General features: G+C 63.4%; 20 protein-coding genes and 1 tRNA gene. 12 read left to right on the top strand and 9 right to left on the bottom strand.

Annotated features, from left to right (window positions below; all coding sequences use genetic code 11):
* Positions 1-545, bottom strand: a 545-nt coding sequence (locus K728_RS0107510; protein ID WP_024476328.1) for a flavin reductase family protein, incomplete at its 3' end; no start/stop codon positions are given.
* A 9-nt stretch (positions 546-554) separates the two neighbouring features.
* Positions 555-1397: an NmrA family NAD(P)-binding protein gene (locus K728_RS0107505; RefSeq protein ID WP_024476327.1), complete on the bottom strand. Its 843-nt coding sequence runs from the start codon at positions 1395-1397 to the stop codon at positions 555-557.
* 320 nt (positions 1398-1717) lie between these two features.
* On the opposite strand from K728_RS0107505, the gene K728_RS0107495 reads away from it, so the two are divergent.
* Both K728_RS0107495 and K728_RS0107490 read left to right on the top strand, forming a co-directional pair.
* Complete coding sequence (locus tag K728_RS0107495; protein WP_019484062.1) at positions 1718-2629, top strand: SDR family oxidoreductase; 912 nt, start codon at positions 1718-1720, stop codon at positions 2627-2629.
* Positions 2630-2752: 123 nt separating this feature from the next.
* Positions 2753-3037 (top strand): ArsR/SmtB family transcription factor, encoded by a 285-nt coding sequence (locus K728_RS0107490; protein WP_019484063.1) that lies wholly within the window; start codon positions 2753-2755, stop codon positions 3035-3037.
* A gap of 3 nt (positions 3038-3040) precedes the next feature.
* Here K728_RS0107490 and K728_RS0107485 read toward each other — a convergent pair whose 3' ends face one another.
* Positions 3041-3634: a vitamin K epoxide reductase family protein gene (locus K728_RS0107485; protein ID WP_019484064.1), complete on the bottom strand. Its 594-nt coding sequence runs from the start codon at positions 3632-3634 to the stop codon at positions 3041-3043.
* A gap of 86 nt (positions 3635-3720) precedes the next feature.
* On the opposite strand from K728_RS0107485, the gene K728_RS20115 reads away from it, so the two are divergent.
* The 6 genes from K728_RS20115 (at position 3721) to K728_RS0107455 (ending at position 9857) form a co-directional block, all read left to right on the top strand.
* Positions 3721-4341, top strand: coding sequence for a hypothetical protein (locus K728_RS20115; protein WP_019484065.1), 621 nt, complete (start codon positions 3721-3723; stop codon positions 4339-4341).
* Between the two features lie 121 nt (positions 4342-4462).
* A complete protein-coding gene (locus tag K728_RS20110; RefSeq protein WP_272942582.1) occupies positions 4463-5023 on the top strand; it encodes a copper resistance CopC family protein in 561 nt (186 codons plus the stop codon).
* A 42-nt stretch (positions 5024-5065) separates the two neighbouring features.
* Complete coding sequence (locus K728_RS18780; protein WP_024476325.1) at positions 5066-5671, top strand: copper chaperone PCu(A)C; 606 nt, start codon at positions 5066-5068, stop codon at positions 5669-5671.
* The gene (locus K728_RS0107465) at positions 5668-6921 is read left to right on the top strand and encodes a Dyp-type peroxidase (protein ID WP_024476324.1); all 1254 of its coding nucleotides are present in this window, start codon (positions 5668-5670) and stop codon (positions 6919-6921) included. The genes K728_RS18780 and K728_RS0107465 overlap by 4 nt, the downstream gene beginning before the upstream one ends.
* 418 nt (positions 6922-7339) lie before the next feature.
* On the top strand, positions 7340-7792 hold the full coding sequence (locus K728_RS21860; protein WP_237742108.1) for a DsbA family protein: 453 nt from the start codon (positions 7340-7342) through the stop codon (positions 7790-7792).
* A gap of 10 nt (positions 7793-7802) precedes the next feature.
* Positions 7803-9857 (top strand): cytochrome c oxidase assembly protein, encoded by a 2055-nt coding sequence (locus K728_RS0107455; RefSeq protein ID WP_019484070.1) that lies wholly within the window; start codon positions 7803-7805, stop codon positions 9855-9857.
* A 58-nt stretch (positions 9858-9915) separates the two neighbouring features.
* On the opposite strand, the gene K728_RS21855 is transcribed toward K728_RS0107455, so the two are convergent.
* Positions 9916-10956, bottom strand: coding sequence for a YrzE family protein (locus K728_RS21855; protein WP_019484071.1), 1041 nt, complete (start codon positions 10954-10956; stop codon positions 9916-9918).
* A 109-nt stretch (positions 10957-11065) separates the two neighbouring features.
* Between K728_RS21855 and K728_RS0107445 the strand changes: the two genes are divergently transcribed.
* Both K728_RS0107445 and K728_RS0107440 read left to right on the top strand, forming a co-directional pair.
* Positions 11066-11566 carry a DUF456 domain-containing protein gene (locus K728_RS0107445; protein ID WP_019484072.1) on the top strand — a complete coding sequence of 167 codons (501 nt, stop codon included), beginning with the start codon at positions 11066-11068 and terminating at the stop codon, positions 11564-11566.
* 50 nt (positions 11567-11616) lie between these two features.
* Positions 11617-13230 carry an amidohydrolase gene (locus K728_RS0107440; protein WP_019484073.1) on the top strand — a complete coding sequence of 538 codons (1614 nt, stop codon included), beginning with the start codon at positions 11617-11619 and terminating at the stop codon, positions 13228-13230.
* Positions 13231-13240: 10 nt separating this feature from the next.
* Here K728_RS0107440 and K728_RS0107435 read toward each other — a convergent pair whose 3' ends face one another.
* From K728_RS0107435 to K728_RS0107420, 4 genes are all read right to left on the bottom strand, one after another.
* Entirely contained in the window at positions 13241-15031 is a 1791-nt protein-coding gene (locus K728_RS0107435; protein ID WP_019484074.1) for a glycoside hydrolase family 15 protein, read from the bottom strand.
* An 8-nt stretch (positions 15032-15039) separates the two neighbouring features.
* Complete coding sequence (locus K728_RS22360; protein ID WP_019484075.1) at positions 15040-15168, bottom strand: hypothetical protein; 129 nt, start codon at positions 15166-15168, stop codon at positions 15040-15042.
* A 100-nt stretch (positions 15169-15268) separates the two neighbouring features.
* Positions 15269-16759, bottom strand: coding sequence for a S10 family peptidase (locus K728_RS0107425; protein ID WP_024476323.1), 1491 nt, complete (start codon positions 16757-16759; stop codon positions 15269-15271).
* A gap of 124 nt (positions 16760-16883) precedes the next feature.
* Positions 16884-18404, bottom strand: coding sequence for a DHA2 family efflux MFS transporter permease subunit (locus tag K728_RS0107420; protein WP_019484077.1), 1521 nt, complete (start codon positions 18402-18404; stop codon positions 16884-16886).
* A 51-nt stretch (positions 18405-18455) separates the two neighbouring features.
* On the opposite strand from K728_RS0107420, the gene K728_RS0107415 reads away from it, so the two are divergent.
* A tRNA-Ala gene (locus tag K728_RS0107415) sits at positions 18456-18528 on the top strand.
* 160 nt (positions 18529-18688) lie between these two features.
* Here K728_RS0107415 and K728_RS0107410 read toward each other — a convergent pair.
* Positions 18689-19435, bottom strand: coding sequence for a tyrosine-type recombinase/integrase (locus K728_RS0107410; RefSeq protein ID WP_019484078.1), 747 nt, complete (start codon positions 19433-19435; stop codon positions 18689-18691).
* Positions 19436-19456: 21 nt separating this feature from the next.
* On the opposite strand from K728_RS0107410, the gene K728_RS0107405 reads away from it, so the two are divergent.
* The gene (locus tag K728_RS0107405; RefSeq protein WP_133185400.1) at positions 19457-19660 is read left to right on the top strand and encodes a hypothetical protein; all 204 of its coding nucleotides are present in this window, start codon (positions 19457-19459) and stop codon (positions 19658-19660) included.
* Positions 19661-20652 lie beyond the last annotated feature (992 nt).

Raw genomic sequence — 20652 nt, 5'->3', positions numbered from 1 at the left:
CCCCACTCATCGCGGCCTAGCCGGGACAGTGGTTTGAGGCGGTCCATCAGTGGGTGGGTCCCGTCCAGGACGTCCTCGGAAATGGCTGCATGGGTCACCTCGCCGAAAACCACAAAGCAATCCCCGATGGGCTGCACCAGATGTAGCTTGCACTCCAGGGCGACCGGAGACTCCCGCAGTCGTGGGGGCGTCACCGTGTGGCTCGGCTCCCGGGTGAGACCGGCGGCGTCGAACTCGCTGACTTCCCGGTCAAAATTCGTGGCGGTGGCGTTGATCTGCTCGAACAGCTGCTCTGGCGCGAGATTGACGACAAACTCGCCGGTTTCCTCAATGTTGCGCAGGGTGTCCTTCCGCCCTACCGATGTGAAAGCGACCATCGGGGGGTCCACCGACGCGATGGTGAAAAATGAGTGCGGCGCCAGGTTGTCCTCGCCTGCCGCTGACCGGGACGACACCCAGGCGATCGGGCGGGGTACCACCGTCGAGGTGAGCAGCCGGTAAAAGTCACGCGTCGAGGTGTTGTCTCTGCTGAAGTCTCTGCGCATCCTTTGAGCCTAGCGGTCGCCGTGGAGGACTTGAGCGAGATCCAGTGCTGGTTGACCCGTCAGATCCTGCACCGTGGTGGTGGTCCGGGCCAGCCCTCCTTCGGCAATTGCTGTGTAGGTGCTGACCCAGGCATCGAGCTGCCAGTCGGGCGCGCCGAAGTGCTGCCGGGAACCGTACGCTTCACCGACCGATTCGGCCCGGTAAGTGACCTCCCGGCCGGTTTCCTGCGAAATGATCGCTGCAGCCTCCGCCAGGGTTAGCGCCGTGGGGCCGGTCAGCTCATAGGTGTTGCCCGCATGGGCGGCGGCATCCCTAAGGACAACGGCGGCCACCTGCACCACGTCCGCCCGGGCCACCGCGGCCAATCGCCCGTTGCCAGCGGGGCCGCGAATGACGCCGTCGTCGTCGGCGAAATGTTGTAGGACGTCCAGATACAGATTGTTGCGGAGGAAGGTGTAGGCGATCCCGGAACGGCGGATGTGTTCCTCGGTGGCCCAATGGTCGCGCCCGAGGGTGAAGGTGGCGTCCGGGGCGGCACCAAAAAATGAGGTGTACACGATGTGCTGCACACCGGCTTCACTGGCCGCGTCGACGAAGGTCAGATGCTGCTCCACGCGATCTTTGGATTCGCTTGCTGAGACCATGAAGAGGGTGTGGACACCCTCAAGAGCTGTCACGGCTGCCGAACGGTCCGCGTAGCTGCACTCAGCGGCGGTTGCGCCCGGCAGCGCCGGTGCGCGGCCGAGGTCTCGGACCGGCAGGCGAAGTGCGAGCCCGGACGCAGCAAGAATGCGTGCCGTAGCGCCGCCGATGGCCCCGGTCGATCCAGTAACTGCTATCAGCTTGTCCATACCCCTTTGCAGCGTGGGGAGGTGGTGAATTATTTCCGCTCGGCGGCAAGCTGCCAGGCTCGCCTAGACTGGGGGACCATGCGCTACATCAACAAATACCGTGTGCCCATCGTCTGGCTTCTCATTATCGCTCTCGTGGCGAGTATTGGTGCGGGATTCTTCGCTCAGATCTTCTAGCTTCCCCGCACTGCCTTGTCTGATGGGTGGGTACGTCCTAGGATAGTCAGTAGGCTTAGCTTTCGGGGAGGGCGGTATTCGATCCGTCTCCCGGTTGGCCTGCACAGACCGTATCGTACGTACGCACGGCTAGTGAGGAACGCATGACTGATAAGACTTCAACGACTGACCAGTACACCTTCCAGGATCCGGTGACTCGTTTCCCGAGCATCTCGGCCCCCAAGCAGGACCAGCCCGAACCCGGGTTGGATCGGGATCTGGAACCACAAACGGACCGCGGCGAGACCTCTTATCGTGGCACCGGCCGCCTCAAGGGGCGCAAGGCTCTTATCACCGGAGCGGACTCCGGTATCGGCGCTGCCGTCGCTATCGCTTTCGCCCGCGAAGGTGCCGACGTCGCGTTGTCCTACCTCCCCGTCGAGGAGCCCGACGCCGTCGAGGTGGCGCGCCTCATCGAAGAGAGCGGCCAGAAGGCTGTCAAGCTTCCGGGCGACCTGACCGATGCGGCTTTCTGCCGTTCACTCGTGAACGATGCCGCCGAACAGCTGGGTGGCCTAGATATCCTTGTGAATAATGCCGGCAAGCAGATTGCGGTCGAGCGTCTTGAGGACCTCACCGATGAGCAGTTGGATGAAACTTTCAAGACGAACATCTATTCGTTCTTCTGGATCACCCGTGAAGCGCTGAAGCATCTGAAGCCCGGATCGAGCATCGTGAACTCGACATCGATTCAGGCTTACAGCCCGTCGTCGACTCTGCTGGACTATGCGAGCACCAAGGCTGCGATCAACAATTTCACCAAGGGCCTCGCCGAGCAGTTGGCACCCAAGGGTATTCGGGTCAACGCCGTTGCTCCAGGCCCGATCTGGACCCCATTGCAGGTTTCGGATGGACAGCCAAAGGACAAGCTGCCGGAGTTTGGCAAGGACACCCCCTTAGGTCGCGCAGGACAGCCCACCGAGCTGGCCCCGGCCTACGTCTTCCTTGCGTCCTCCGAGTCAAGCTATGTGGTGGGCGAAACCTTGAATGTCAACGGCGGAAAGCCTTCGCCCTAGCCCGTGTTGTTGAGGTGAAAGATCTTGATTGTCCCCTGCTGGCGGGCCGCTTCGGCCCGGTGGCAGGGGATGTCGCGTATATAAATCTAGACGAATATAAGCACTTTTTGATAGGTTCTGCTTATGCATGCTTTTGACGTCCTCGGCGACCCGGTTCGCCGCCGGATTCTTGAGCTTCTCCTCGATGAGGAATGGGCGGCTGGCGATATTGCCCGGGTCATTCGCACCGAATTTGGGATCTCCCAGCCTGCCGTCTCGCAGCACCTTCGGGTGTTACGCGAGAACGGTTTTGCTCGCGTCCGTGGGGACGGTACCCGGCGCCTGTATGCCGTAGAGGCCGGGCCCCTGCGGGACGTGGATCAATGGTTGGAGCCCTTCCGTGCAGGCTGGACGGGCCGGCCAGCCTGAAAGTCAGCCGGCAAATACGCCGATGAACCGGAAGAATACGGTGGCCGCCGTCGCAATCACCAACAGTGCCGCCGTGGTCCCCGTCCATCCGCTGAGGAACTGGCGCACTCGCTCGCTCGCCGGAAACACGCCGCAAACAAAATTGCGTGAAGTGAGGAAAATGGTGAGCACGATCATCGCAGCCCACACGATCATGCAGTAGATGCAGAGGATCCCGATCGCAAAGAGGGCCTGGCTCCATAGCCAGATGGTGAAGACCATCCCCAGAGTCACACCCACCTGCAATGCGCGCCAGTACCAGCGAGCTACGTTTGCCCCGGCGAGAAGCATGGCCCCCGTGGTGATGACGACGGAGAACGCGACAATACCCAGCAGGGGGTTGGGGAAGCCGAAGAGACTCGCTTGCCAGGTCTTGAAGACTTCACCGCAGGAAACGAAGGCGTTGACGTCGCAGCTGGTGACGTAGTTGGGGTCCGCGTAGACAGCCAGCCGTTCAAGGACCAACTGACCAGATGCCAACCACCCCACCACCCCTGAGATGACCAGGATCAGACCGAAAGGCCTGTCCTGCGCGAATCGTGGCGTAGCGGTGTCCATGGTGACTTTCTCGAAGCCTTGGTGGTCGTGGTGCAACTTTTTCTACTCTCCGTAGAAGAGGTTACAATTTTCAGGAGGGAGGAACAATGTCTGGCAGGACCAGTGTGACACCAGCCGCCCGCCTAACCCGTGGGCTACTCGCTGCTGCCGCATCGACCTCCCTCGCCGGTGCCTCACATGCTATCGCTGGCGGTGGCGTTCCAACGATCGCGGTTGTCGTTGCGCTGACCTTCGGGACGCTCGTATGCGTCATTCTTGCCGGGCGTCGACTGACCCTTGCGAGAACAACCGTTGGGGTAGCGATCAGCCAGGTGATTTTTCACTCGCTCTTCGCCTTGTTCACTAGCGGTTCGACGGCACCGACCGGATCGAGTACCGGCCACGGCCATGAGCTATTTTTGCCGGTCCCATCGGCTGCTCTGACCGGTACTGAGCATCCGGGCATCCTGATGATCGTGTCCCACTTCGCGGCTGGTCTACTGACGATTGCTCTGGTGCGTCACGGCGAAGCGCTGTGGTGGGCCTTGGTTGGCGCCCTGGCTGCATCCTTGACGGCGATGATCCGTTGGGTTGGCTCCTGCCCGGTCTCCGAGGAGCTGCGCTCCCTTCCTGTCCGTCCGGCAACCCTGGGTATGCACGATCTCCTGCATGCCGACTCAAGGCGTCGCCTTCGAGGGCCCCCGGTCCAGCAGCTGTCCTTCGCCTGACCCAGTCAGCTGCGGCACCGAGAATCACCGCCTGACTTCGCGTACCTCACAAAGGTAGGAGAACCCTTTGCCCACCCCGCGTTCTGGCGGGTTGGTTCGCATTTTCCGACGTGCAGCTCTCGTGACATTAGCGCTGGGCGGAATCACTTTAGGTAGTGGATTCGTCTCTTTGCCCAGCGCTAGTGCACACGATGAGCTAGTTTCCAGCAACCCCCAACAGGGGGACGAGTTGGCGACAGCTCCAGAATCCATTGACCTCGCTTTCAGCGCGGACATCCTGGATCTGGGCGCAGCGGTGCTGGTGGTTGATTCCACCTCCACAGATCGCACCATCGGAGTTCCCGAACTAGCCGGCAATACTCTGACTCAGACAGTCGCCGACCTCGACGACGGCGCCTATCAGGTGCGATGGCGCGTGGTCTCGGGCGACGGACATCCCATTGCTGGGTCCTTCGACTTCATTGTCGGCGACCCAGCCTCCGCAGAACCCATCACGGCCGCCGCAAGCGCGCCGTCGGTCGAAACCGCAACTCCTGATGCTGCGCCCGGCAACCTCGCCGGACAACCGGAACCATCGGCTGGCTTTTGGGCCATGCTGCCGGTCTGGCAGTACGCCCTGATAGGAGCCGCCGGCGGCCTCGGCATGTTCGCGCTGGTTCTGCGTCTCCGACGTGCCCGCTGATCAAGAGCGCCGTCACCGCCACTACTTAGCTAAGGAATCACCATGAAACTCTCCACCAAGTTCGCCACCGGGTTTGTTGCCCTGGGAACAATCACCGCCCTCGTGGGCTGCGCAGCAACAGCTTCCGAAACCGCTCCCAGTACTGCCGTGGCAGCACAGGCGGATTCCGTGTCCATCGAGGATGCCTGGGTGAAATCAGCCGAAGAAGGCATGAGCGCTGCCTTCGGGATCCTGTCGACGGACGGCGCCGAGGTGACAGTCATCTCGGCCTCCACCGCAGCGTCCCCAATGATAGAGCTGCACGAGACAGTCGCAGGGGACGACGGTCAGATGATGATGCAGGAGAAAGACGGGGGATTTGTCGTCTCCAAAGTCGAAATGATCCTGGCGCCAGGAGGCGACCACCTGATGTTGATGGGCCTCACTGCACCGCTGCTGGCAGGTGACACTGTTGGCTTCGAGCTGACCATGGAGGATGGCTCGATCTTCAGCTTCGATGCACCTGTCAAGGACTACTCGGGGGCGAATGAAACCTACAACGGCGACGAGTCCGTGGATATCGAAACGGATTCCGCCTCCGGCTCAGCTGATGACAGGGGCTCGGATACTCGCTCCGGGTCCGCCGATGAAGGGGCACCCGACCAGTGACTCAATCGGATACCAATGATGCCCTGCCGGGGCTGAATCGTCGGCGTTTCCTGTGGGGAGGCGCCGCCACCGGTGTGGGTGCGGCCACCGCCGCCCTGATCGGTTCCTCCTGGAGGGACGCCTCGTCAACTGCTGCTGCAGGCCACGCCGAGGACGCCAGATCGGCGATCCACGGCGCACTAACCGTCCCGTTCTACGGGGCGCGCCAGGCGGGTATTGATACTCCAGCCCAGTCTCACACAGTGATTACCGCTGTGGATCTGGTTCAGGTACAGACAGCGGAACAGGTGGTTCGACTGATGCGGCTCCTTACCGACGATGCGGCCCGTCTGACACAGGGCGCGGCGGCCCTGGCAGATCCGGAACCGGAGCTGGCCATCGTTCCAGCCCGTCTCACAGTGACCTTCGGGTTCGGGGAACGCATTGTGCGGCTCGCTGGTGACAACAGTGCACCCTCCTGGCTTAGGCCGCTCCCCGCCTTCTCCATTGACGATCTCGACGAGGATCAGTGCGGAGGCGATCTCCTGATTCACGTCGCCTCTGAAGATCTCGTCACGGTGTCGCATGCGCAGCGGATGCTCCTCAAGGACACCCGGTCTTTCGGCCAGGTCCGCTGGTCGACGGAAGGATTCCGGCGGGCGTTCGGTTCGGAAGAGGCCTCCGTGACGATGCGCAATCTGTTTGGCCAGGTCGATGGGACAGCAAACCCCCGACTTGGCTCGGACGACCTCGAGACGGTGGTCTGGGACAGCTCCGCTTCTCCTGCCTGGCTTTTCAACGGAACGTCGATGGTGATCCGCAAAATTGCCATGGACCTGGACACGTGGGATGAGCTGGACCGTCCGGGCCGTGAAGAGTCAGTCGGTCGCTACCTGACGAACGGCGCTCCGCTGACCGGACACAATGAGAAGGACGAGCCAGATTTCGAGAAGACCACCCCCTTGGGATTTCCGGTCATCGCCGAGTTCGCGCACACGCGCAGGGCCCGGTCCAGCGTGCCTGGCGAAAAGATATTCCGTCGTGCGTATAACTACAACACGACACCAACTGGAGGGCCTGTTTCTGACGCCGGCCTGCTCTTCCTCAGCTATCAGGCCGACGTCGACCGTCAATTCGTCCCGTTGCAGCAACGACTGGACGAACTGGACCTCCTGAACCAATGGACCACGCCCATCGGTTCTGCAGTGTTCGCCATCCCGCCGGGCTGCGCCGAAGGCGGGTTCATCGGAGACTCGCTCTTCGCTATCTGACCCCGAACACGCATCCTCCCACTCAAAGGAAACCCCAAAATGCCCGCACCAAACACTAAATCCGCCGGCTCCTCCCGCGAATCAGCCCAGCAACTTCGGCTGGACCACGAGCGGCGGGAAAAGCGCTCACGCCTGTTGATGAGGTGGGGAATCATTGGCGGAGTCCTGGCTGTCCTCGCGGTGATCGCTGTGGTGATTGTGTCCTCGATTCGTCCGGATGTTCCGGCTGCCGGTCCCGCGCCAGCCCACGGCAATGAGTATGGCGGGATCACGCTTGCCTCTCCCACCGACCTGGCGGCCACCGCTGCCAGGACGGTCGACGCCGAGGCGGCGCTGGAGACACGCGAAACACCGGCGGGGGNAGGCCGACGCTGGGCCCGGGCCGGTCCGGGTGGTCGCGTGGGTCGACGTCAACTGCGTGCATTGCGCGGACTTCGAAACAACCTACTCAGCCCAAATTAAGCAGTGGCTCGACGACGGCGACGTCACCCTGGAGTACCGAACCGTTGCCTTCCTCGACCGGAACTCGACCAGCGCGTACTCCTCCCGGGCAGCCAACGCGCTAGCGTGCGTGGCTGACACGGCCCCGCAGGCATACCTGCCATTCACTCAAGCGCTATTCGGGAATTTCCCCACTGGGGAACTGAGCGATGACGAGCTCAGCGACCTTGCTGAAGCGTCGGGCGCAGGGGACATCTCCACCTGCGTTGCTGAAGGTACCTTCCGCCCCTGGGTGGACTTCACCACCAACGCAGCATCCTCCTCGGGCATCTCAGGCACGCCGACCGTGTACATCGATGGTGAGCCACTCGCGTCGCCTGCCGATTTCGTGACCGGCGTCGAAGCCGCAATTGAGGCCCGAGGTGCCTAAAGGCGGCCCATTGCAGGATCCTGCTGAGCTGGCCGCCGTGAGGGATGAGCGGCCAGTATCGGGGGAGCGGATCCCGGAGCGCAGCATTGTGCGGGTAGTTTTCGGTATCGCAGTGCCGGTCAGCCTGGCGGTCGCGATCCTGTCGATGTACTTCAGCGAAGCGCTCACCACGTACCGAACCACCATGGCGGATCCCGGCGACTTTGTGGTGCATGCTCGGCCAGTCGCGCGGGTAATCCAGGATCTCAGCGCTGCCATGACAATCGGCTTCCTGGTGCTCTGCGCCAGTCTCCTGCCGGCGTCCGACCGGAACAAGTCGATCATTGGGTTCGCCCAATGGAAGGCTCTCAATTGGGCCTGGATCTCGGCGGGTGTCTGGTTTGTCGCCTCGGTCGCCTCGCTGGTGCTGATTGCCGCTGACACTGCGGGCCAACCGATCAACAGTCCGGGGTTTGCGTCGATTTTCCTGTTCTTCGCCACTGAACTGGAGCTCGGGCAGATCCTGCTGGTGGCGCTGTCAGCGGTCCTGGTTCTGGTCGTGATGCTGCCAATGGTCCGGTCGACCACTGGGGCTGGTATTGCGCTGGCCATCGCAGCGATGGGGATCCTGCCATTGGCCCTGGCCGGGCATGCTGCCGGGTCGGATGACCACGGCAACGCCGTCAACTCCCTGGCGCTCCACCTGGTCGGCGTATGCGTGTGGGTCGGCGGGCTCGCGGCGGTGCTGCTGCTGGGATCCCGGCTGGGCAAGGACACGGGGCGGGTCCTTCGCCGCTACTCAGCACTGGCTGCGTGGGCGTTCGGGGCTGTGGCCTTCTCTGGGATTATCAACGCCAGCCTCCGCCTCGGGTCCCTGGCGGACCTGGCCACACCCTACGGTCTGCTCGTGGTGGTGAAGATGGGTAGCCTGACCCTGCTCGGGCTCGCTGGGTGGTATCAGCGCCGCAGGATTCTGCCGCGCCTGGACCGCGACCCGGAGGACCGACGGGCGTTCGTTACCTTTGGTGTGTCCGAAGCAGCGCTGATGATTGTTACCATCGGCGTGTCCGCCGGTCTTGCCGCGAGTCCGCCGCCCGTTCCGCAGGGGTCAATCGCCGACGTCGACCTGCGCCGTTCCCTCCTCGGCTACCCGTACCCGGAGCCGCTCACTGTCCCCAGCTTCCTAACTTCGTGGCACCCCGACTGGACGATTGGGCTCCTGGTTCTGGTTGCCGCCGGAGCCTACGTGGCTGCGGTCATCAGGGTCCGGCGTCGCGGCGATCGCTGGTCCATTCCCCGCTCGCTGGCCTTCCTCGCAGGGTGCGCCCTGCTGATTTGGCTAACCAGCGGCGGGCCCGCCGTCTATGGGAGGACCAGTTTTTCGGGGCACATGATCCAGCATATGGGCCTGATGATGTACGCACCGGTGCTCTTTGTGCTGGGGGCGCCGATCCTGTTGCTTCTCAAGTCGACACGTCCGCGCACCGACGGCAGCCGAGGCCTCCGCGAGTGGGTGCTCTGGCTCTTCCGCTCACGCTTCAGTCACTTCCTCACCCGCCCCCCGGTTGCTGGGCTGATTTTCGTGGGCAGCATGGTGGGGTTCTACTATTCACCCGTTTTCGAACTGGCCCTGTCCACCCATGTGGGACACGTGTTCATGATCGTGCACTTCCTTATTACCGGATATCTTTTCGCCTGGGTGCTCATCGGGATCGATCCGGGGCCAGCCCGATCGCCGTACCCGTTCAGGCTGATCATCCTGCTCGCGACCATGGCGTTCCACGCCTTCTTCGGCCTGTCGCTCCTGGGCGGCACAGAGATCCTGGCACCCACCTGGTGGGCTAACCTGCAGCTCACCGACCAGGCAGCTCTGCTGGCTGACCAGCAGCGAGGCGGCGCGATCGCGTGGGGAATTGGGGAGATCCCGACGGTACTCCTCGCGTTAGGCGTCGCCATGGCGTGGCGGAAGGACGACGAACGGACAGCGGTTCGCGAGGACCGCGCCGCTGACCGGGACGACGACGCCAAACTCACCGCCTACAACCAGCATCTTGAAAGCCTGCAGCGGAGGTCGCCGGGACGTTGACCACACACGACTGCGCCCCACCCATGAGCTGACACGGGTGGGGCGCAGTTGCTGAGGGCTATCGGGTCGGCGTGTTGTCGTAGTCCGCTCGGTCGATCTTGCGGTGGTAGCGCATGCCGGTGAGACCACCCAGGACGGCTCCGACGAGGGCTGCGACCAGCGCCACGATGACAGCAATAATGCCCGCGGTCGTGAGGTTCCCTTCATTGAGGGGGATCCGCGGGAAACTGTTGAGATTCGCGAAAATGTCGAACTGCCTTCCGAAGATCAAGCCGAGCACCGCCACCAGTACCGCGATGATGAGTGCCCAAAGCCACACGGCAACCCCCTGCTTCGCTCCGTTGAACCGCGCCATCCGTCCGGCGACGTAACCACCGGCAAAGTAGGAGAGGAGCAGGATCACCAGCAGGACAATTGCTCCCGTGATGCCGACGGTCTGCGGATCTGCGGCCACCTGGTCGGCGGCATCGGTCAGGTCAGTGTTGGTGGAGAGCCCGAAGACTGCTCCAGCCGCGGCGACGAGCGCCGTGAGCAGCACTGCCATCCCGGTGGCGGTGAGCCAGCCGAAGAACGCCGACCCAAACTTCATGCCACCAAAGGTGTCCTTCTCGTGCTGCAGGAGGGCTGCCCGTTCGGCCGACGCCGGTAGCGCCGGACGGTCGTCGTGGGTGTCGCGGTACCGGTCGTCATCCGGATCAGCGGTATGACTGACCGGCTGCGCAGCGACGGGCTGGGTACGGGTAGACGGCGACGCCGCTACGGCACCCGCCCCGGCGCCGGTAGCTACTGCGCCTGTTGAGCCGCCGGACTGTGTCTGGTGTTCGCGGGTGGTCTCGCCGTCGGTGGTGCGGTGCACCTGGGTGGCGTCACTGTCGCGGGCGGAGCGGCGCGAGTCGGTGGTGCGGTGCACCTCGGTGGCGTCACCGTCGCGGTCGGAGCGGCGCGAGTCGGTGTAGTCGTGCACCTGGGTGGCGTCGCCGTCGTTGGCGCTGGCCGAAGAGGAATCACGCCAATCCGCAGTGCCGTCAGAATGTTTGGGGGTGTTCTCCCGGGGAGAGTTGCCCTCTGCCGGGTCGTTCCCTGTTCCTTGCGTGCTCATGGTGCCTCCTACTATCGGTGCCGTACGGCTTCCTCAGCAACCTTACTATTACTGCCGGTGGGGGACAAGAGTGGCCGGATGGGAGCCAGCGCAGTGAGAGACTTTTCCTATGGAATTTCAGATCCTGATGACCGTGCTGACCGGCCTGCTGATCGTGGTTGGCGTCGCGGGAGTCATTGTGCCAATCCTCCCGGGCAGCATTCTCATCATCGGTTCCCTCCTGATGTGGGCGCTGGTGGTGTCCAGCACCGCGGGCTGGATGGCATTTGGCGTCGGAGCGGCGCTGGCTGTCGCTGGCCTGCTCGCCGGCGCGGTCCTGACTGGCCGGAAACTCCAGCAGCGCCAGATTCCGGGCAGATCGGTCGTGATCGGGTTGGTCACTGGCGTGCTGGGAATGTTCCTGATCCCCGTGGTCGGGCTCTTCGTGGGCTTCGCCGCTGGTCTGTTCGCGAGCGAATTCGCCCGGCAGCGGCAAGTCGGCCCGGCGCTATCGTCCAGCGGGGCTGCGTTGAAGGCAACCGGCATCGGAATTCTGGTCGAACTTGGGCTCGCACTGCTCGCAGGAAGCGTCTGGGTCATCGGCGTGTGGGTGCACTTTGCCACCGTCTAAGGATCGCTGAACACCACTATCGTCTGAAAATTGTCGCTCGGGAGCTGACCATGTTGCTGGATCTCATCCTCACCAACGCCCGTATCATCACCATGGACGCCCAGCGTCCGGCAGCGGGGAGCGTTGGCATCCTGAACGGGCGGATCGTCGGCTTCGACACCGAGCTGGCGGGCCTTAGCGCCAGAGAGGTTATTGACCTGCGGGGCAGGGTCCTTATTCCGGGGCTGAATGACGCGCACTGCCACACCGCCTGGTTCGGGCTCACCCTCGGTGAGGTGGACCTGTCCCATCTCACCGATCTGGAGCAGGTGTATGCCCGCCTCCATGCGGCGGCGCAGGCTCCGGCGGACGACGACGGCGGTTGGCTGGTTGCCAGCGGGTTCGACCACCACCGGTTCGGCGGTCAGTTCCCCAACCGGGGTGCCCTGGACCGGGTTAGTGGAGGGCGACCACTGTTCATCAGACGGACTTCAGGCCATGGTGGAATCGCCAACACGGAGGCCCTCCGGCGGGCGGGAGTTCTTGCCCAGGACTTCAGCGATCCGGTCGGCGGGAGGGTTGTGCGGGACGGCTCGGGGGAACCGACGGGCCTGCTGCAGGAAACCGCCCAGGCCCTGGTCCTTGACCTGCTCCGCCCCTACGCCCGTGAAACCCTGGTCGCGGCCATCGACCGGGCGAGCGCCCGGTACGCGAGTGAGGGGATCACCAGCTTCACCGATGCCGGCATCGGGGGCGGCTGGATTGGTCATGCACCAGACGAACTGGGCGCGTTCCAGGACGCCCGGACAGCGGGGAAGCTGCACGCCCGGGCGCAGCTGATGCCCGCCATCGAGACGCTGCAGTCAGATACGGGAGCCGGTCTGGGCCTGGGGATGTACAGCGGGTTCGGCGATAACATGCTGTCGTTGGGCCCGGCGAAGATCTTCCTGGATGGCGCGCTCTCCAGCGAGACTGCTGCGCAGACCGAGCCTTACTCCACCGGCAGCGTGAACAAGGGTTACCTGCTGGATGATCCGTTGGCCCTGCGGCGGCAGATGGTTGACGCGCACCGTGCCGGCTGGTCCATCGCCGCGCATGCGATCGGCGACGCTGCCATGGACCTGGCAATTGACACGTTCCGCCAGTTTCCTGACCGACCCAACGGGAGCCTGCCGCATCGGATCGAGCACGCGGCGGTGGTCCGACCGGACCAGCTGTCAGCACTCGCCGCCCTGGAGGTAGCGGTGGCGCCTCAAGCCTCCTTCTTCCGCCCGATAGGCGACGCGATGGCGCTGTCCTTGGGGGCGCGCCGGGCGGCATTCACCTACCGGGCCAAGTCCTTCCTCGACGCGGGCATCCGGATGGCAGGTAGCTCCGATCGGCCTTGTGCTGATGGGACAGCGCTGCGCTCCATCCAGTCCTACGTGGACCGCCTGACCTCCGGCGGCGCCATTTTCGGTGCCGCATCCGAACGGCTCACCGCTGCGGAAGCCCTCCGCATCTATACGGTCGGATCCGCGGACGCTACCGGATTCGGTGGGATCAAGGGCCGGCTGGCCGCCGGGATGCTTGCTGACTGCGCTGTCCTCGAGGCATCGCCGCTGGAGGTTCCGACCGGTGACATCGCCGACATCCCGGTTCTGGCCACCCTGCTGGGTGGTCGGTTTACCCACCACCAGCTGTGAGTGGGTGGCGCTACTCGCCGTCGGACAGGGATAGCGCGGCGGTGATCAAGGCCAGGTGACTCAGACCCTGCGGCAGGTTACCCATGAACTCGTGCCGGTCATCGGCGTCGATCATTTCGGCCAGCAGGCCGACGTCGTTCGCCAGAGGTAGCAGTTCGTCCATCTGGGAGCGTGCCTCTTCCTTGCGTCCGACCAGGGCCAGGGCAGCCACCATCCAGTAGGCGCAGGCGACAAAGGTGGATTCCTCGTCCTGCATGCCGCTGTACCGGTAGAGGAGGGGGCCAGCTCCAAGCTCGCCCCGCAGGGCATCAATGGTTGAGGACATTCGCGGTCCGCGCTCGTAGCCGCTGATGGCGTGCAGCAGGATCGAGGCGTCCAACTCCTGGGAACCGGGATACCAGACGTAGCTCTGGCGGTCTTCCGACCAGCAGTTCGCTTCGACCCAGTCCCGGATCCGATCGCGCTCGGCCCGCCAGCGCTCGGCGGGTCGTTGCAGTTGCCCGGCTTCGGAGAGTTTCACAGCACTATCCAGTGCATGCCAGCAGCCCAGCTTCGAGGTGGTGTAGTGCCGCTCCTCGGGGAGTTCCCAGATGCCGGCGTCGCGCTGTTGCCAGGTATCGCACGCAAGATCCGCTATGTCCGCGAGCTGGCGGGACGTGGTGGGGTCCAAGACGTGCCCGGCCTCGACGTACAGTCGCACAATGTCGAACAGGTCCCCGAAGACGCCCAGCTGAAGTTGGCCAGCTGCAGGGTTCCCGTCGACCACCGGGCCGATTCCTCGCCAGCCGGAAAGATCCGGGGTGCGTGTGCCTGCGGGGATCTCTCCGTTGAGGCGGGTGAAGACCTGCAGGTCCCTGCCCTGGGTGCGAAGGTTTTTGAGCATCCAGGACACCGCGGCGTGGACTTCCTCGCGCACTCCGGTCCGGACCAGCGCATGAAGGGTGTAGGCGGTGTCCCGCAGCCAGGTGTACCGGTAGTCCCAGTTCTTGCCGCCAGCCCTGCTCTCGGGTAGCGACGTGGTCGCGGCTGCGGCTATTGAACCGGAGGGGCTGTGGATCAGCAGCTTCAGGGCCAGGGCGCTCCGGAGCACCTGGTCGGCGTAGGGTCCGTCGTAGCTGAACTCTCTGGACCAGGTCTGCCAGTTGGAGATGGTTCGTTCGATGCCGGCGTCCACTGATTGGGGATCGGGGAGTGGCAGGGGCTCGTCGTGGGTGGAGATGACAGCGATGAGGTGGCGTGAGCCGGGATCGGTGGTGAGGGCCCCGGAAATTGCCTGACCCTCGATGGTCACATCGCCTTCGTTGATGCCGCGGACGCCCAGCGCGGTGCCGTCGACCATCAGTACTGCGCCGTGGTCGGTGGACTGGACCCAGGGTGAGGCGGTCTGGAAGCAGTTGCCGGGCCGGACTGCCCAGCGCATCGGCACGTTCCCGGTCAGGCCCTCGATTCGCCGGGCCAACTCGCCCCAGGGCAGTCGACCTGCCACGCCCGTGTTCAGGGAATCGGTGACCTGGACGGTGCCGGACCTGGTGGTGTAGATGGTGGCCAGGACGTTGGTGCCGTCCACATAAGCCCGTGTGGCGGTGAACGGTTCAGCCGGGCACAACTCCAGCGCGCCGCCGTCGTCGGCGTCCAGCAGCCGGGCGAACGCAGGGGTGGAGTCGAGGTCGGGGGTGGGGTACCAATCGATCGATCCATCGTGGGCGATCAGGGCAACCGTTCGCCCGTCGCCGATTGCTGCATAGGAACGCAGGTCAACGTAGCCGTCTCGGCGGTCGGCTAGCTCATTCGGATCAATCATCCAGTGGGCTAGTGGCCCTGATTTTTGTTGTACCGGGTCTTGTTGGCGCGGGTGTTCTCGTTATTGCCACGTCGATTTTTGAGCAGCTTGGAGGCAATGACGGGGACGAGGGTCCACAGGATTCTCTTCATCAGCACGACATGTTCCTTATCTATTGGAGGACCGAGGGTTTCCACGGGAAACCTAAGTCTACTTATAGTTTGGCTTGAAGGAAACTGGGAACGGCCCGCATAGCGGCTAGCCGGCGTGCGTCACGAACTCCTTCAGCGCCGCCAACTGCGTCAACCGGCACTCAGGCTTCAGGTACATCATGTGACCGGCCTCGTGATAGTGGTGCGTGAATCGGTCTTTCATCTGGTCCGTCAGATTCATGTGGGCGAACACGTATTCGGCCGCGAAATGCGGAGTGGCGCCGTCCTGATAGCCGTAATCCACGTGGACGCGGAGGGAGGGGTTGTGCACCAGGAGCCGCTCAAGGGTGTGACTCACATCCACGGGTGCCCCCTCGAAGGTCTTGTAACTCCACGGGTGCACCCGGGCAGTGAGCACCTCGTAGGGCAGGTCATTTTCGTAGCCAAGTTCGGCGCGCACGTAGTGGTTCATGGCTGCCGCGTACGGACCGGTGATGGCGCGGATGCTCGGGTCATCGGTCATAGTGGAGCTCTGCAGGCTGGCGGGCTGCGCCGTGAACCGCCCGTCAATCCGGCCGACCGCAAGCCCATCCGCGCGGAGCAGTTCCGCGGCAAACTCACCGTACTGCCACCGCAGGTTGGTGCGGCGGACAAAGGCCTCGTCGAGGGTGGTAATCGCGGCCAGTCGGGCGACGACGTCGTCGTACTCCTCAGCGCTGAGTCGGCTGCCCTGCGTCAGGGCGTACCCGTAGTCGCGGGCGGCAAAGGTTTCGGCTTCACTGACGACGTCGGCGAGGTCGCGCCCCGGGTGGCGGCCGTGGAAGTGGGCGATGGCCGCGTAGGTGGGGATGTGCAGGGCGTACGGGAGGTCACTGCCGGGAAAGAACCGCAGCGTCGACATGTTCAGGACCGTGGAGATGAGGCCCAGGCCGTTCACAGCCATGCCGTAGGCGTCGAACAGCCGGCCGGCGACGGCGACGGCCCGGAGGGTTCCGTAGGATTCGCCGACGAGGTACTTCGGTGCGAGCCAGCGGTTGTTGCGGGTGGTCCAGAGCCGGATGACCTCGGCCACCAGATCGCGGTCTTCGATGAACGCGTGGAACTCGTCCGACTTCTCGCCTTCGACGACGCGGGAGAAGCCGGTGTTGACGGGGTCGATCATGACCAGGTCGCTGTGTTCAAGGAGTGTCTCGGGGTTGTCCACCAGCCCGAACGGTGCGGGAGTCATGGCTCCGGTATCGCCGGAATCGACCCGACGTGGGCCGAGCAAACCCAGGTGAAGCCAGATTGACGCCGAGCCGGGACCGCCGTTGAATGCGAAGGTGACCGGTCGAGTGGGAGTCTGGCCGTCGTCGTCGGGCTCGGTGTCCTTGGTGTAGGCCACGATGAAGATTTCGGCCTTGGGCTTGAACCCGTCGGACTTCCCGTCCTTCGTTTCCTCCCGGCGCAGGACCAGTCGGCCGGTAGTGCTCGTGTACTTCAGGCCCGACGCTGTGGTGTGCTGCCGGATGGCGAAGTCGTCGGTGACTTCCTTGACTTCTTTGACCTTCTCGGAGGTTGCGGAGTCTTCGATAGTTTCTGCGGTGTCGTCAGCCATGACTAGAGCGTACAGGTAGTTCCCAGAGGCAACCACTCCGTGGTGTCCGCCGTCGTCGGCCATCCCGATGTCCAGGTTGGCCCCGCGTGTCCGGGTTGCTCACCAAGGGGCCGCCCCGAAGTGGCTACTTTGCTGCGTTTGGCGACGTCGGGACGCTCGACGGCGATTCGTCGTCTGCCCAGCCGGTCCGGAGCTGGGGGCGGGCAAAGAACAGGGCGGCGCCGAGTCCGATGAGGATCACCGTGGCCGGCAGGAAAAGGGACTGGCCCATGGCCGCCGCATATCCGGGCTGTAGTGCTTCGGAGAGCTGCTGTCCGGGCACGGCTTCGGCTCCGCCGTCGCCAATGTTGGCAGCCAGGCGGGTGAGCATCATCGCCGCAATGGCAGAGCTCCCCAGGACGGCCCCCACCTGCCGGGTGGTGTTGTAAACGCCGGAGCCGGCGCCCGCGGAGGACCGAGGCAGGTTGCGGGTAGCCGTCAGGGAAACCGGAGCCCAGATGCCGGCACTCGCCAGGCCGAGCAGCGAGATGGGGAGCAGCAACGCCCAGACGGGCATGTCGGGAGTCATGATGGCGCCTAGCCAGAACAGTGACACCGACATGGCCGAGAATCCGAAGACAGCCATGTATTTGGGGTTGCCGCGCTGGACCAGTCGCCCCACCAGCGGGGCGAGCGAGCCGGAGATGATCGCCATGGGGGTCAGCAGCAGGGCGCCTTCAGTGGGGGAAAAGCCGCGAACGTTTTGGGCGTACAACATCAGGGGGATAGCAACAGTGGTGATGGCGAAGCCCATCGCGAAGATCGAGGTGTTGCCGAGCGAGAAGTTGCGGTCCTTGAACAGCCCCAGCGGCACCAGGGGCTCCTTGCGGTTATAGCGCTGCCAGAGGATGAAGGTCGCGAGCAGGACGACGCCGGTGATGATCAGCGACCAGACCGAAATGGGTCCGGCGATGGTACCCCAGTCATAGGTCTCGCCCTCCTGAATACCAAACACCAGGCAGAACATACCCGCGGCGCTCAGGACCACGCCGAGGAAGTCGAAGCTGTGGCTGTTGGTCGGAAGCCGGGGGACCAGGCGGTAGGCGAGGATCAGGCCGACGACGCCGACCGGTGCGTTGACGAAGAAGATCCACTCCCAGCCCAGCGAGTCGACCAGCAGGCCGCCAAGCACCGGGCCGATGAGGGTGGCGACGCCTGCCACGGATCCCCACAGTCCCATCGCAGCACCCCGGCGTTCCGGTGGGAAAATGCGGGTGATGACGGCCATGGTCTGGGGTGTCATCAGCGCCGCGCCGAGTCCTTGAAGGACCCGGGCCAGGATGAGCATCTCCACTGACCCGGCCATCCCGCACCACACGCTGGCCAGGGTGAACACCGTCAGGCCGGCGAGGTAGATTCGGCGAGGGCCGAACCGGTCGCCGAGGCGTCCGGTGATCAGCAGCGGGACGGCGAACGCCAGAAGGTAGGCGCTGTTGACCCAGACCACGCTGTCGAGGTCGGCTCCTAGTCCGTTCATGATTGCCGGGATGGCCACGGAGACGATGGTCGAGTCAACGAGAATCATGAAGAATCCGATGACCAGGGCCCAAAGTGCAGGCCAGGCGTTGATCTCGGTCTGCTCCTCGGCGGAGCGTTGTGCGGTCATTCTCCGAGGTTACTCCGGCTGCGGGCACCGATTTGCTACAGTACTTTTTGCGGGGCTTTAGCTCAGTTGGTAGAGCGTTTCGTTCGCAATGAAAAGGTCAGGGGTTCGATTCCCCTAAGCTCCACTCTGAAGGCCCTCTGACCTGCGGAAACGTTGGGTGGGAGGGCCTCGTTTCTGTCCTGCGACGGCTCAACCACACGGAAACCACACGCTTTCGGACTATTCCGGATCAGCCTTGGGTGTTGCATTCCGTCCGTCTGGGCCTCAGCGACGGTGGGTGGTATTCACATAGACATGCCCTCCGGTCCGGATAATGATGCGGTCCCAAACTTTTGGAGGACCGCTGTGAGGTCCGGTGACTGGGTTGCCTTGGCGATGTAGTGCTTCTCTGTGATTGCAGTTCCAGAGTGACCCAGCTGTGCGGCGGCTTGCTTGGAACTGTATTCCTGGTCGATGAGAGTGGCAACGGATTTCCGGAAAACATGCGGGGTTACCCATTCGAAGGGTGATCCAGCGCGGGCGTCCCGCCATTGCCTGCGGAAGTTGTGCGGGCTGCGCACAGTTCCCGTGGAAGACGGGAACAGCATGTCTTCGGGTTTGGGCTGCTTGGCTGAATACCTGCGCTGAAGTGTTTGCACGGCAAACGGCGGGACCTTCATCGTGCGGAAGCCGGCTTTTGTCTTCGGGTGGTCTTGCCGGTAGGCACCGCGGCCTTTCTCCATGATGACGGTTCCCGAGATCGTGATGGTCGGCGGTTCTGTTTCAAAATTGACGTCCTTCCAACGGATGGCCAGGACTTCACCAATTCGGGCGCCCGTGGGGAGGAAAATGTCGAGAACATCCAGCAGGTCTAGTGCGCGTGGCCGTCCCTGGTGTGCGGGGTCCTTTTGCCACCCGGCAATGACAGCCCGGAGCTTCTGAACGTCTTCGACTGACAGTGCCTTGACGTCTTTCCTGGCGAATTTGATGGCTCCGACATCCCGAACTGGATTGCTGCGCAGGGCATCGTGCCGGAGTGCGAGACCGATCATGCCGGTCAGAACGATTTTGGAATGACGTGCGGTGGCAGGGTGGTCTGCAGCGACGTTTTTGAGGAACCGGTCAATACGGCCGGTGCTCAGTTCGTGCAGCCGGAGTCCGGCCAGTGCGGGTTCGATGACGCGACTGTAGGTGTCGCGGTAGCCATCGATGGTCCTTCTGCTGGCGCGACCATTGTTCTCAATTTCTTCGAACCACAGATCGCTGAGCTCGGATAGCCGAGTATCTCTGGAAATATCACTTGTGGCAGGGGCTCGCCGGTCTTGGAACGAAGTGACAAGGTTTCGTTCGGCGGCGGCTCCACCGGTTCCCCAGACTTCAGCGGTGCGGGTGATGCCGTCGGTGGCTGGACAGTTCCGGCAAATTTGAGCGGCGTGGTACAGAGCGAGTTACGTGATGCTTTTCAAGAGAGCAAGCGCCGCGGACATGTTTTAGTACGCGAATAATTTGAGCAGCCGAACGGGGAAGAGCTAGTAGCTTGACTGCCGCCTATACCTCTTTGTGGTTGCGCTACGCTTCACGCCTGGGCATGTGGAAACCCTCGACACGGTCTGGGTCGCCTGCTTAATATCCACATCACCGACAGATTTTTACTTGATCCGGAGGCATTGGTAGGAAGCGGCATACGGTGGACCAGGCCGAACAGTGGTTGGAATGTCTCTGGTCAGTTAGCTTACGTTTTACTAGGGTGGTCGTCAGGTGAACAAGACGGGAGGACCCATCACAGTTTCAGCGCTGGGCAGAACGGGCATCACTGTGCAGACGGTGGTGCGCCTCGTGTTGAGCTTTTCGCTCCTTGTCGCGTTTACCTCTTCAGGCACCGCGGCTTTGTGCCTTCCGATGGAACAACACAAGTCCCCCGCGATGGCGGACCATGCGGTGGGTATGGATTTACCGGGGCAGGCTAGCGGCGCTAGTACGACAGTCAGGGCCGTGACACCCACGCATTCCCCGTCGGCACAAACGTGCTGCCATCAACAGGTCAGTGCGACCGAAAGAGTCACAGCGCCGCAGCGTGCGCTACCGGCGGAGCAGGGCGTGGCCTTTCCAGCGCGGCTGGAACTGCTTCCTGCTGATCACAGGTACATGCCGCCGGGATTGTTTGATCCGACTCTTGAGAGGCGCGATCATCTTCGGCCGTCGTTGACGGCTCTATCGATCAGTCGTACATAAACCCCTCTTCCCTGGCATGCCGGTCCCCACCGGCCCG

This window comes from Arthrobacter sp. CAL618, assembly GCF_000468215.1.
Lineage (GTDB): Bacteria > Actinomycetota > Actinomycetes > Actinomycetales > Micrococcaceae > Arthrobacter_D.
This window is presented reverse-complemented; position numbering and strand designations above follow the sequence as displayed.

Coding starts and splice junctions, on each gene's coding strand:
- K728_RS0107505 (WP_024476327.1), bottom strand. CDS start 1,397: ATGGACAAGCTGATAGCAGTTACTGGATCGACCGGGGCCATCGGCGGC.
- K728_RS0107495 (WP_019484062.1), top strand. CDS start 1,718: ATGACTGATAAGACTTCAACGACTGACCAGTACACCTTCCAGGATCCG.
- K728_RS0107490 (WP_019484063.1), top strand. CDS start 2,753: ATGCATGCTTTTGACGTCCTCGGCGACCCGGTTCGCCGCCGGATTCTT.
- K728_RS0107485 (WP_019484064.1), bottom strand. CDS start 3,634: ATGGACACCGCTACGCCACGATTCGCGCAGGACAGGCCTTTCGGTCTG.
- K728_RS20115 (WP_019484065.1), top strand. CDS start 3,721: ATGTCTGGCAGGACCAGTGTGACACCAGCCGCCCGCCTAACCCGTGGG.
- K728_RS18780 (WP_024476325.1), top strand. CDS start 5,066: ATGAAACTCTCCACCAAGTTCGCCACCGGGTTTGTTGCCCTGGGAACA.
- K728_RS21855 (WP_019484071.1), bottom strand. CDS start 10,956: ATGAGCACGCAAGGAACAGGGAACGACCCGGCAGAGGGCAACTCTCCC.
- K728_RS0107445 (WP_019484072.1), top strand. CDS start 11,066: ATGGAATTTCAGATCCTGATGACCGTGCTGACCGGCCTGCTGATCGTG.
- K728_RS0107440 (WP_019484073.1), top strand. CDS start 11,617: ATGTTGCTGGATCTCATCCTCACCAACGCCCGTATCATCACCATGGAC.
- K728_RS0107435 (WP_019484074.1), bottom strand. CDS start 15,031: ATGATTGATCCGAATGAGCTAGCCGACCGCCGAGACGGCTACGTTGAC.
- K728_RS0107425 (WP_024476323.1), bottom strand. CDS start 16,759: ATGGCTGACGACACCGCAGAAACTATCGAAGACTCCGCAACCTCCGAG.
- K728_RS0107420 (WP_019484077.1), bottom strand. CDS start 18,404: ATGACCGCACAACGCTCCGCCGAGGAGCAGACCGAGATCAACGCCTGG.
- K728_RS0107410 (WP_019484078.1), bottom strand. CDS start 19,435: ATGATCGGTCTCGCACTCCGGCACGATGCCCTGCGCAGCAATCCAGTT.
- K728_RS0107405 (WP_133185400.1), top strand. CDS start 19,457: ATGACGTGCGGTGGCAGGGTGGTCTGCAGCGACGTTTTTGAGGAACCG.